The organism is Salmonella sp. SAL03688 (assembly GCF_046551895.1).
GTDB lineage: Bacteria > Pseudomonadota > Gammaproteobacteria > Enterobacterales > Enterobacteriaceae > Salmonella > Salmonella enterica.
Genome location: NZ_JBGDVI010000001.1, coordinates 144,087 through 155,913 on the forward strand (window position 1 = coordinate 144,087; position 11,827 = coordinate 155,913).

Annotated in this window: 10 protein-coding genes; all 10 read right to left on the bottom strand. The window is 54.4% G+C overall.

Annotation, left to right across the window (positions count from 1 at the left end):
• Nucleotides 1-1,083 (bottom strand): phospho-N-acetylmuramoyl-pentapeptide-transferase, encoded by a 1,083-nt coding sequence (gene mraY / locus ACLJR2_RS00640; protein ID WP_000964138.1) that lies wholly within the window; start codon nt 1,081-1,083, stop codon nt 1-3.
• Nucleotides 1,077-2,435 (bottom strand): UDP-N-acetylmuramoyl-tripeptide--D-alanyl-D-alanine ligase, encoded by a 1,359-nt coding sequence (murF, locus tag ACLJR2_RS00645; RefSeq protein WP_000626634.1) that lies wholly within the window; start codon nt 2,433-2,435, stop codon nt 1,077-1,079. The genes mraY and murF overlap by 7 nt, the downstream gene beginning before the upstream one ends.
• Nucleotides 2,432-3,919 (bottom strand): UDP-N-acetylmuramoyl-L-alanyl-D-glutamate--2,6-diaminopimelate ligase, encoded by a 1,488-nt coding sequence (gene murE / locus ACLJR2_RS00650; protein ID WP_000775072.1) that lies wholly within the window; start codon nt 3,917-3,919, stop codon nt 2,432-2,434. Before murE ends, murF begins: the two co-directional genes overlap by 4 nt.
• The gene (ftsI, locus tag ACLJR2_RS00655) at nt 3,906-5,672 is read right to left on the bottom strand and encodes a peptidoglycan glycosyltransferase FtsI (RefSeq protein WP_000642235.1); all 1,767 of its coding nucleotides are present in this window, start codon (nt 5,670-5,672) and stop codon (nt 3,906-3,908) included. The genes murE and ftsI overlap by 14 nt, the downstream gene beginning before the upstream one ends.
• Before the next feature lie 15 nt (nt 5,673-5,687).
• Nucleotides 5,688-6,053, bottom strand: coding sequence for a cell division protein FtsL (ftsL, locus tag ACLJR2_RS00660; protein WP_000625651.1), 366 nt, complete (start codon nt 6,051-6,053; stop codon nt 5,688-5,690).
• A complete protein-coding gene (gene rsmH, locus ACLJR2_RS00665; protein ID WP_000970444.1) occupies nt 6,050-6,991 on the bottom strand; it encodes a 16S rRNA (cytosine(1402)-N(4))-methyltransferase RsmH in 942 nt (313 codons plus the stop codon). The genes ftsL and rsmH overlap by 4 nt, the downstream gene beginning before the upstream one ends.
• A gap of 1 nt (nt 6,992) precedes the next feature.
• A complete protein-coding gene (gene mraZ / locus ACLJR2_RS00670) occupies nt 6,993-7,451 on the bottom strand; it encodes a division/cell wall cluster transcriptional repressor MraZ (protein ID WP_000488294.1) in 459 nt (152 codons plus the stop codon).
• Nucleotides 7,452-8,056: 605 nt separating this feature from the next.
• Nucleotides 8,057-9,061 (bottom strand): catabolite repressor/activator, encoded by a 1,005-nt coding sequence (gene cra / locus ACLJR2_RS00675; RefSeq protein ID WP_000762406.1) that lies wholly within the window; start codon nt 9,059-9,061, stop codon nt 8,057-8,059.
• 283 nt (nt 9,062-9,344) lie between these two features.
• Nucleotides 9,345-9,836, bottom strand: coding sequence for an acetolactate synthase small subunit (gene ilvN / locus ACLJR2_RS00680; RefSeq protein ID WP_001563086.1), 492 nt, complete (start codon nt 9,834-9,836; stop codon nt 9,345-9,347).
• Nucleotides 9,837-9,838: 2 nt separating this feature from the next.
• Nucleotides 9,839-11,563 carry an acetolactate synthase 3 large subunit gene (gene ilvI / locus ACLJR2_RS00685; protein WP_000425612.1) on the bottom strand — a complete coding sequence of 575 codons (1,725 nt, stop codon included), beginning with the start codon at nt 11,561-11,563 and terminating at the stop codon, nt 9,839-9,841.
• Nucleotides 11,564-11,827 lie beyond the last annotated feature (264 nt).

Consider the following 11,827-nt stretch of genomic DNA (forward strand, 5'->3'; position numbering starts at 1 on the left):
TTAACGTACCTTCAGCGTTGCCAGGCCAATCAGCACCAGCATCAGCGAAATAATCCAGAAGCGCACAATCACGCGCGGTTCCGGCCAGCCTTTCAGTTCATAGTGGTGATGGATAGGCGCCATACGGAAAATACGCTGTCCGCGTAGTTTAAAGGAACCCACCTGCAGGATGACCGACAGAGTTTCCACCACAAAGACGCCGCCCATGATCACCAGCAGGAACTCCTGACGCAGCAGCACGGCGATAATGCCCAACGCGCCGCCCAACGCCAGCGATCCGACGTCGCCCATAAAAACCTGCGCCGGATAGGTGTTAAACCACAAGAATCCTAATCCCGCGCCGACAATCGCCGTACAGACAATCACCAGCTCGCCCGCATGGCGTAAATACGGAATATGCAGGTAATTGGCGAAGTTCATGTTCCCGGTCGCCCAGGCCACCAGCGCAAAGCCGGCGGCAACGAAAACAGTCGGCATAATCGCCAGACCATCAAGCCCGTCGGTCAGGTTTACGGCGTTACCCGTACCGACGATGACAAAGTAGGACAGCAGAATGTAAAACAGCCCCAATTGCGGCATAACATCTTTAAAGAACGGCACCACCAGTTGGGTCGCGGGTGTGTCTTTCCCGACGAGATAAAGCGCAAAGGCCACGCCGAGCGCGATAACCGACATCCAGAAATATTTCCAGCGCGCAATCAGCCCTTTGGTATCTTTCCGCACCACTTTGCGGTAATCATCGACAAAACCGATAATGCCGTAGCCAATCAATACCACCAGCACGCACCAGACGTACGGGTTAGACGGGTAAGCCCATAACAGAACGGAAATCACAATCGCCGTCAGGATCATGATGCCGCCCATCGTCGGCGTACCGCGTTTACTGAAGTGCGATTCCGGGCCATCGTTACGTACCACCTGGCCAAAAGAGAGTTTTTGCAGACGAGCGATCATACGCGGGCCCATCCATAAAGAGATGAACAGCGCGGTCAACAGGCTGACGATGGCGCGAAACGTCAGATAAGAAAAGACGTTAAAGCCGGAATAATATTTGACCAAATGCTCGGCCAGCCAAACTAACATGAACCTTTCTCCTGTAACGCATGAACCACATCTTCCATCGCGGCGCTGCGTGATCCTTTCACTAAAATAGTCATCATCGGTTGCTCCTGAAGCAGAGCGTGTAAACGCGCAATGAGCGCGGCTTTATCGGCAAAATGTTCGCCGACGCCGCTGGCGTGGCTGATAGCCTGACTGAGTTTTCCGGTGCTTAACACGCGATCAATACCCGCCGCTTTTGCGGCCTCGCCAACCTGGAGGTGGCACGCTTCGCTTTCTGCGCCCAGCTCGGCCATATCGCCTACCACCAGCACGCGGTAGCCGGGCATTTCAGAAAGGACCTGCACTGCGGCGGTCATCGAACCGACGTTGGCGTTATAAGCGTCATCCAGTACCAGTTGGTTTTCACTTAGTTGAATCGGGAACAGACGCCCGGGTACGGCTTTTAACGCCGCCAGCCCTGCTTTAACCGCCGCCAGCGTCGCCCCCACCGCCATTGATAAAGCAGCGGCCGCCAGCGCGTTGGCAATATTGTGCCGCCCCGGCAACGGCAGCAGCACATCAATGCTGCCCATCGGCGTTTGCAGGGTAAATTCGGTACCGTGTGACGTCACGTGGATATTCGCAGCGGTAAAGTCGCTGTTTGCCGCATTCGGCGAAAAGCGCCACACCTGACGATCGCCAATAATGCTTTGCCAGTTCAGCCAGTCATTATTATCGGCATTCATAATCGCGATACCGTTCTCAGGCAAACCGGTATAGATTTCGCCTTTCGCTTTCGCCACGCCGGCCAGCGAGCCGAAACCTTCCAGATGCGCCGCCGCCAGGTTATTGACCAGCGCCGCTTCCGGGCGCGTCAGGCTAACGGTCCAGGCGATTTCTCCCTGGTGATTAGCGCCTAACTCGATTACCGCATAGTCATAATCATGGTTTAAGCGCAGCAGCGTTATCGGCACGCCGATGTCGTTGTTAAAATTGCCTGCGGTATACAGAGTATTTCCGCACTGGCTAAGAATCGCGGCGGTCATCTCTTTGACCGAGGTTTTGCCGGACGAACCGGTTAACGCCACCACCCGCGCCGGTACCTGCATACGTACCCAGGCGGCCAGTTGGCCAAATGCCTGACGCGTGTCTTTTACAATCACCTGCGGAAGATCGATATCCAGAGGACGACTGACCAGCAGGGCGCCAGCGCCGTTTGCTTTTGCTTTATCAGCAAAATCATGCGCATCAAAGCGTTCCCCTTTCAGCGCCACGAACAGGCATCCCGGCGTCACTTTCCGTGTGTCGGTAATGACCGTATCGAGCGTGAGATCCGCCCCGCGGTGTTCGGCGCCAAGGACATCGGCAATTTTGCTGAGCGTTACGCTAATCATGCGATCACCCCCAGCAAACGCGCTGCGGTCACGCGGTCTGAATAATCAAGACGCTGCGTGCCGACAATCTGGTAATCCTCGTGCCCTTTACCTGCAATCAGCACGACGTCATTGTCTTTTGCCTGCATAATGGCATTGGTTACCGCCTCAGCGCGGCCTTCCATTACCCTGACCTGCCCGGCGTCCAGCATTCCGGCCAGAATATCGTTGATAATGGCGCGCGGCTCCTCGGTACGCGGGTTATCGTCAGTCACCACGACGATATCCGCGAATTCTTCGGCAATGGCCCCCATGAGTGGGCGCTTACCTTTGTCACGATCCCCGCCACAGCCAAAGACGCACCACAATTTTCCGGCGCAGTGCAGGCGCGCCGCCTGCAACGCTTTTTCCAGCGCATCCGGCGTGTGCGCGTAATCCACCACCACCGTCGGTTTGCCTGGCGCAGTGAACACTTCCATACGCCCGCAAACCGGCTGCAAACGCGCGGCGGTTTTCAGCAAATCCGTTAACGGATAGCCCAGCGCCAGCAGCGTCGCCAATGCCAGCAGTAAGTTGCTGACGTTAAACGCGCCCATCAGGCAGCTTTCGATTTCGCCTTCACCCCAGCTTGAAGCAAAACGAATCGTCGCTCCGCGGTCGTGGTACTCCACCGCCTCCGCTTTCAGCCAACGACCGTGACAGTTAGGGTTGATATGCCCTTCCATTGATACCGCGACCGCATCGGGTAGCGACGCCAGCCAGCGGCGTCCAACTTCATCATCGGCGTTGACGATTGCCTGACCGTGATGGTGGGTGGAATAAAGCATCCATTTTGCCGCCTCGTAATGCGCCATATCGCCATGATAGTCGAGATGGTCGCGGCTCAAATTAGTAAACACGGAGGCGGCAAATTTCAGCGCCGCCACGCGATGCTGCACCAGGCCGTGAGAAGAGACTTCCATCGCGCCGAAGGTCGCGCCCTGCGCAACCAGACTGGCCAGCACATGCTGAACATCCACAGCGGAACCGGTTGTGTTCTCCGTCGGGATCACTTTACCCAACAGTCCGTTGCCTACCGTTCCCATCACTGCGCTGGTTTCGCCGAGCAACTGGCTCCACTGCGCCAGTAGTTGGGTGGTGGTGGTCTTGCCATTGGTGCCGGTCACCGCCACCAGACGCATGTTTTCAGATGGCTCATGGTAAAAGCGGCCCGCCAGCGCAGATAAACGCTCATTGAGCTGGCTGAGATAGACGACTGGTACGCCGTGCATTTCGCGAATCTCACCGTCGCTCGCCTCGTCTTTCGCCTCTGCAATAATGGCAGCTACGCCTTGCGCTATCGCCTGCGGGATATATCGACGCCCGTCCGCCTGATGACCCACCACTGCCACAAAGAGATCGCCCGCCGCAGCCACACGGCTGTCGAGCGTCATCTCTCGCAGTTCTCGCGCGGGTAGTCCAGCCACCCACGGAGCAAGAAGGTCGCGCAAATTACGATCTGCCACCTGTTCCCTCGCCTTGATTAATTACGAATTCATTTTTTTCGCCCGTTGCCAGCGCGTCCGGTTCGATGTTCATGGTGCGCAGAACGCCGCCCATGATGGCACCAAATACCGGCGCGGAAACGGCGCCGCCGTAGTATTTACCCGCCTGCGGATCGTTGATGACAACCACCAGCGCGAAGCGCGGCTGACTCGCAGGCGCGACGCCTGCGGTGTAAGCAATGTATTTGTTGATGTAGCGACCGTCCGGCCCCACTTTTTTCGCCGTACCGGTTTTAATCGCGATACGATAGCCTTTAATTGCCGCCTTCACGCCGCCGCCGCCCGGCAGCGCCACGCTTTCCATCATATGCACCACGGTGCGTACGGTGGATTCAGGGAAGATGCGTTCGCCGGGTACAGGCGGATCAACTTTGGTAATCGACAGCGGGCGATAAATGCCATAGCTGCCGATCGTTGCATAGACTCGCGCTAATTGTAACGGCGTTACCATTAGCCCGTAGCCGAAAGAGAAGGTGGCCCTCTCTATGTCGGACCACCGTTGTTTTTGAGGATATAAGCCACTGCGTTCTCCGACCAACCCCAAATTGGTCGCCTTTCCTAGCCCAAAACGTGAGTAAGTATCTACTAACGCTGAGGACGGCATCGCTAACGCCAGTTTGGATACACCGACGTTACTCGACTTCTGTAGAACCCCGGTCAGGGTTAATTCGCTGTAGCGCGCCACGTCTTTAATTTCGTGGCCGTTAATTCGGTATGGAACGGTATTCAGCACCGTATTTTCGTTGACGATACCGCGCTGAAGCGCAGTCATCACCACCATCGGCTTAACCGTAGAACCCGGTTCAAACACGTCGGTGATGGTACGGTTACGCATAGCGTCTTTCGGCGTACCGGCAAGGTTGTTGGGGTTATAGGAAGGGCTATTCGCCATCGCCAGTACTTCACCGGTATTGACATCAACCAGCACCGCGCTACCGGATTCCGCCTTGTTAAACGCCACCGCGTTGTTCAGTTCGCGGTAAACCAGCGCCTGTAAGCGTTCATCAATGCTTAACGCCAGGTTGTGCGCTGCCTGACTGTCAGTGGAGGAGATATCCTCAATCACGCGGCCATAGCGGTCTTTACGCACGATTCGCTCGCCAGGCTGACCGGTAAGCCACTTATCAAAGCTCTTTTCAACGCCTTCAATCCCCTGACTGTCGACGTTGGTAAAACCGATGAGGTGAGCGGTTACTTCTCCTGACGGGTAGTAGCGGCGGGATTCTTCACGCAAATGAATGCCCGGCAGTTTGAGTTTTTTGATGTAGTCCGCCATGTCAGGATTTACCTGGCGCGCCAGATAAATAAAACGCCCTTTCGGGTTGGCGTTGATACGGGCGGAGAGCTGATCGAGCGGAATATTGAGCGCAGTAGAAAGCGCTTTCCAGCGATCGCCGACGCTGATGCCGCCGGCGTCATGAACTTCTTTCGGGTCGGCCCAAATCGCCTTAACCGGTACGCTGACCGCCAGTGGACGCCCGGAACGGTCGGTAATCATACCGCGTGAGGTGGAGACTTCCTGAACACGCAGCGAACGCATATCGCCCTGACGCACCAGCATATCCGGGGCGATAATCTGTAGCCACGCCGCGCGTCCAAGTAAAAAAACCAGCGCCAGTAAAATACAGCCGCACAGCAACGCAAAACGCCAACTGATGAAGTTGGTCTGTTCTTCCTGGCGCTTCGATTTTTGCGTTTTTGCCGCTGCTTTCATGCGTCGCGTTTATCCTTATTTTTGCACTACGATATTTTCTTGGGACGGATCAACATGCTGCATTTGCAGCTTTTCCGTTGCGATCCGCTCCACCCGGCTGTGATCGCCGAGCGCATTTTCTTCAAGGATCAGGTTGCGCCATTCAATGTCCAATGCATCGCGCTCCAGAACCAGTTGTTCACGCTGCGCGGTGAGTAAACGAGTATGGTGCGCCGTCGTGACCACCGTCACCGCCGTTAAAATGATGCAAATGAACAAGCAGAGTGGCAGCTTCCCGAACCGCAAAAGATCGTCACCGATCACGCCAGGCAAGGCATGGCGCTCGTTGCTTCCTATCGATCCCTTCACTTTGCTTAGGGCTTCTGTCACTCTGCTGATCATGCGTTCGTCCTCTCTGCGATACGCAGAACTGAACTACGGGCCCGAGGATTTTCAGCTACCTCTTTTTCACCCGGCATCAACTTGCCTAACGCTCGTAACTCACGACCGCCCAGTTTTTTGAGCTGCGCTTCCGTCATCGGTAATCCCGCCGGTACCTGCGGACCGCGGCTTTGCTCACGCATAAAGCGTTTCACAATACGGTCTTCCAGCGAGTGGAAACTGATGATTGAAAGCCGCCCGCCTGGGGCCAGTACGCTGAGCGAGCTTTTTAGCGCCTGCTCTATCTCCTCCAGTTCACTGTTTACCCAGATGCGCACCGCCTGGAAGGTACGGGTCGCGGGATGTTTGAATTTGTCTTTTACCGGGGTCGCCGCCGCAACCACTTCCGCCAGCTCTTTGGTGCGGGTCATCGGCTGTTCGCGATTGCGCTCAACAATGGCGCGAGCAATACGTTTGGCAAAACGCTCCTCGCCGAATGTTTTCAGCACCCAGGCGATATCCGCCTCCTCCGCCGTTTGTAACCACTCGGCGGCAGACTGGCCGCGCGTCGGGTCCATTCGCATATCCAGCGGACCGTCGCGCATAAATGAAAAACCGCGCTCCGCATCGTCAAGCTGCGGAGAAGAGACGCCAAGATCGAGAAGGATCCCGTCAATCTTGCCGGTAAGCTCGCGCTCGGCTACATAATCAGCCAACGCGGAAAAAGGTCCATGAATGATGGAGAAGCGAGGATCATTAATGGTCTGCGCAACGGCGATCGCCTGCGGATCGCGATCGATCGCCAGCAAGCGCCCCTCTTCGCCCAGTTGCGAGAGGATCAGGCGCGAGTGGCCGCCGCGACCAAATGTGCCATCAATATAGATACCATCCGGACGAATATTCAGCCCATTAACGGCTTCATCCAACAGTACCGTAGTGTGTTTAAAATTTTCCATCATCTTATAGAGACAAGTCCTGCAGCCGCTCCGATAACGTTTCGGTAGCTGACTGTTCAGCGTCGATATCTTCCTTGACCTGTTGATACCAGGTCGTTTCATCCCACAGCTCAAATTTGTTGAACTGTCCAACCAGCATCACTTCTTTCGTCAGTCCGGCATGTTGCCGCAGAACTGGCGCGATCAGTAATCGACCTGCACCATCCATCTGACATTCGCTGGCATGGCCCAACAGTAAACGCTGTACGCGACGTTCTACCGGGTTCATGCTCGACAGACGAGATAACTTTTGCTCAATAATTTCCCATTCAGGCAGGGGGTAAAGCAGCAGGCATGGGTGATGGATGTCAATGGTACATACCATTTGACCGGTAGCGCTCTCGATCAGTTGCTCCCGATAACGGGTCGGCACGGTCAGGCGCCCTTTACTGTCGAGATTGACTAACGTTGCCCCCCGGAACATGCCAGTCTCACCCCTTCTTACCACTTTATCCCACAAATTCCCACTCGAAGGAGTTTACGGAGCGGAGGAAAAGCTTGTCAAGCAAGTCACAACGCTTACCTAAGTAAAAAAGCCAATGTTTACGGCGAATATCTGCGTTGATTAATTTCCACCCAGCGTGCAAGTCAAATTAACGTTATGAATATTTGTAAGAAAAAAACCAAAGACCCACCGCCGTTTAAAACGGACTCAATATAATCCGAGAAAAATATAAAGTGTCAGTTTGCGACGCGAGCGGCATTTTAGGACATATTGCACCGTGTTAACAGTGCCTGTTTAACGTGTGCAGCGCCTGCTATACCAGCGCCTACGAGCGACTGTCGCGCCAAAGACAAAAAGTGGCTGTTAATTCGACGATTTCTTGCCTGCTTGTAACAAAACAAGACAAAGGAAAAGACTCGTTACGTCTTAATTAGTGGAATATGGACGATTTCGGACAAAAGAAAGGTAATAAAAAAGAATTTTCGGATAATTTTAAGGAATAATCTTAATTATTTGAGGGATATTTTTACTGATACGCATTTGTTTGACGGCGGCAGAAGAGAGAGTCTTTTACCGCCGGTCCTTTAGCTACGGCTCAGAATGCCGCGACGATACAGGTTTCGCCGAATACGCGTTAAGCCGGGTTTCGGTTTACGCGGTTCATCAAGACTTGCCAGCACAATCTCCAGCACGCGTTCCGCGACATCACGATGACGCTGCGCCACCGCCAGTACCGGGCATTGCAGAAAATCCAGCAGCTCATGATCGCCGAAGGTCGCAATCGCCAAATCCGAAGGCAGTTTTCCATCGCGCCGCAGCGTAACGTCCATCACGCCCTGTAATAGCGCGAACGATGTCGTAAAGAGCGCCTGCGGCATAGGATGCGTTTCCAGCCATTTCTCAAACAGCTGCGCGGCGGCTTCGCGCTCATAGCTGTTGGCATATAAGAAATTCACCTCCCGCGGATCGTCTTTCCATGCGGTGCGGAACCCCTGCTCGCGCAGGAAACTGACGGACAACTCCGGCAGCGCGCCCAAATAAAGCACCGTTTCCGCCGGGAATTTACGCAGCTCTTCCGCCAACATCTCGGCATCATCCTGATCGGCGCCGACCACGCTGGTGAAATGTTCGCGATCCAGCGCGCGGTCGAGCGCGACGATGGGGAACGGATCGTTGGCCCAGCGTTGATAGAAGGGATGCTCCGGCGGTAACGAAGTTGAAACAATGATTGCATCCACCTGGCGTTGCAAAAGGTGCTCAATGCAGCGCATTTCGTTATCCGGCTGATCTTCAGAACAGGCGATCAGCAGTTGGTAGCCACGCTGGCGTGCCTGGCGCTCAAGATAGTTTGCGATACGGGTGTAGCTCGTGTTTTCAAGGTCCGGGATCACCAGACCAATGGAACGTGTGCGTCCAGCACGCAGCCCGGCAGCCACAGCGTTAGGATGGTAATTGTGCTCACGCACTACCGCCATGACTTTTTCTACGGTTTTGTCGCTCACGCGGTATTGCTTTGCTTTACCGTTTATAACGTAGCTTGCAGTTGTGCGCGAGACACCGGCCAGCCGAGCGATTTCATCCAGTTTCACAATTGCCCCTTGTGTAAATTGTACAAACCATAACCTTTATGTCGGCATGGGTTAAAATCGTTAACATCTAAGCGCAGTTTGATCACTCCGGCAACCGCTTTTATTCCGGGTTACCACGGATTTCGCAAAAAAAAGCCCAACCGGTGATATTGGGTTGGGCGATAATTCCTGTTGGCTGATATCCGGCAAACCTGCCTGATGGCGCTACGCTTATCGGACCTGGGCCAGATATCAGCCTGTAGACCGGATAAAACGCAACCGCGTCGTCATCCGGCGAATCTGCTCAGCGCATAATCTTATCGCCGCGCGAAAGCCCGACGACGCCTGAACGCGCCACTTCAACAATTTTCGCCACGTCGCGCAGCGAGGCCAGAAAAGCATCCAGTTTGTCGCTGGTGCCCGCCAGTTGAACGGTATACAGCGTTGGCGTAACGTCAATAATCTGACCACGGAAAATTTCCGTATTACGCTTCACCTCTTCCCGTCCGTAGCCGCTGGCCTGGATTTTCACCAGCATGATTTCCCGCTCAACGTGCGCTCCCTGTCCCAGCTCGCTGACGCGCAGCACATCAACCAGCTTGTGCAGTTGCTTTTCAATTTGCTCAAGCACTTTTTCATCGCCTACCGTCTGGATAGTCATGCGCGACAACGTCGGATCGTCTGTCGGCGCGACGGTCAGGCTTTCAATATTATATCCGCGTTGCGAAAAGAGGCCGATAACCCGCGATAACGCCCCAGATTCGTTTTCCAGTAATACCGATAAAATCCGGCGCATCATCAGGTCCTCTCCGTTTTGCTTAACCACATTTCGTCCATCCCGCCCCCGCGAATCTGCATTGGATAGACATGCTCGCTGCCATCAACGGTGACATCGACGAACACCAGTCGGTTATTACGCACATGCTCAAGGGCTTCGCTGAGTTTACTTTCCAGCTCATCCGGACGGTTAATCTGCAGCCCGACATGGCCATATGCTTCCGCCAGGCGCACAAAATCCGGTAACGACTGCATATAAGACTGAGAATGGCGACCAGAATAGATCATATCCTGCCACTGTTTCACCATCCCCAGATAACGGTTGTTCAGGTTCAGAACCAGTACCGGCAGTTCATACTGTAAGGCTGTCGACAGCTCCTGAATGTTCATCTGTATGCTGCCATCGCCGGTCACGCAGACCACCATTTCTTTCGGCAGGGCCATTTTAACGCCCAGCGCAGCCGGTAGGCCAAAACCCATCGTGCCGAGCCCGCCGGAATTAATCCAGCGACGTGGTTTATCGAACGGGTAATAGAGGGCGGCAAACATCTGGTGTTGTCCTACATCGGACGTCACGTAAGCGTCGCCCTTCGTCAGACGCCAGAGGGTTTCAATCACCGCCTGGGGTTTAATACTTTCGCTTTCCGCGTCATATTTCAGGCACTGACGGGCGCGCCAGATCTCTATCTGCTGCCACCAGTCGCGAATATCATCCTGCGGCTGAGACGGCGCATCCTGCGCCAGTAGCTCCAGCATTTGTTCCAGTACCAGGCGGGCATCGCCCACCACCGGGATATCAGCGTTAACCGTTTTGGATATGGACGTCGGGTCAATGTCGATGTGTAATACCGTCGCGTTCGGACAATATTTAGCGAGATTATTCGTCGTGCGGTCGTCAAATCGTACGCCAACAGCGAAAATCACGTCGGCGTTATGCATGGTCATATTGGCTTCATAAGTGCCATGCATTCCCAGCATTCCTAACGACTGGCGATGAGTAGCAGGAAACGCGCCCAGTCCCATTAATGAAGAGACCACCGGCAGGTTAAAGGTTTCAATGATGTGGCGCAGCGGCGCATAGCAGGCCGCGCTTATCGCCCCTCCCCCAACGTAGACCACCGGCTTTTTTGCCGACGCCAGCGTTTGCAAGGCACGCTTAATTTGTCCTTTATGTCCTGATGTTGTGGGATTGTAAGAGCGCATACTGACCGTCTCCGGCCAGGCATACGGCATTTTTTTCGCCGGATTCAAAATGTCTTTCGGCAGATCCACGACCACCGGCCCAGGACGTCCGCTTGCCGCCAGCCAGAAGGCCTTTTTAAGCACCTGGGGAATATCTTCCGTCTGTTTGACCAGGAAGCTATGTTTGACCACCGGTCGGGAAATCCCCACCATGTCGCACTCCTGAAAGGCATCATAGCCAATCAATGAGGTGGCGACCTGGCCGGAAAGAATCACCAGCGGAATGGAATCCATATAGGCCGTAGCAATCCCGGTAATCGCATTGGTCGCTCCCGGTCCGGAAGTCACCAGCACCACGCCAACGTCGCCAGTGGCTCGCGCCAGGCCATCCGCCATATGCACCGCGGCCTGCTCATGACGCACCAGCACATGATCGATCCCTCCAACGGTATGTAGCGCATCATAAATATCAAGCACTGCGCCTCCAGGATAGCCGAACACCTGCTTTACGCCTTGATCGATAAGCGATCGGACGACCATCTCGGCTCCAGACAACATCTCCACGGCTTGCCTCCACTTTATACCTGTCATCACGGTTTGACGGACACCTTAACCGCTCGCTATCACGCCTGGCAATTGGGTGGAATGACGTAAAGATGGGGAAGGTTAGAATAATCAGGAGGCAAGAAGAGAAGAAATGGAGAAATACTCCGTCTGAATCACACCAGGTAATAAATAATCGCTTATAAATGCAGACTTACAGCAATTCATCTATTTTTCACAACGACGAAAAGAATCGCTCACCGTTAATTCAGCATAAAATTTTTG

What these genes read in the sequence shown, in the direction of transcription:
- ftsI (WP_000642235.1), bottom strand. Translation starts at nt 5,672, where the DNA reads ATGAAAGCAGCGGCAAAAACGCAAAAATCGAAGCGCCAGGAAGAACAG.
- ftsL (WP_000625651.1), bottom strand. Translation starts at nt 6,053, where the DNA reads ATGATCAGCAGAGTGACAGAAGCCCTAAGCAAAGTGAAGGGATCGATA.
- ilvN (WP_001563086.1), bottom strand. Translation starts at nt 9,836, where the DNA reads ATGCGCCGGATTTTATCGGTATTACTGGAAAACGAATCTGGGGCGTTA.
- mraY (WP_000964138.1), bottom strand. Translation starts at nt 1,083, where the DNA reads ATGTTAGTTTGGCTGGCCGAGCATTTGGTCAAATATTATTCCGGCTTT.
- murF (WP_000626634.1), bottom strand. Translation starts at nt 2,435, where the DNA reads ATGATTAGCGTAACGCTCAGCAAAATTGCCGATGTCCTTGGCGCCGAA.
- mraZ (WP_000488294.1), bottom strand. Translation starts at nt 7,451, where the DNA reads ATGTTCCGGGGGGCAACGTTAGTCAATCTCGACAGTAAAGGGCGCCTG.
- rsmH (WP_000970444.1), bottom strand. Translation starts at nt 6,991, where the DNA reads ATGATGGAAAATTTTAAACACACTACGGTACTGTTGGATGAAGCCGTT.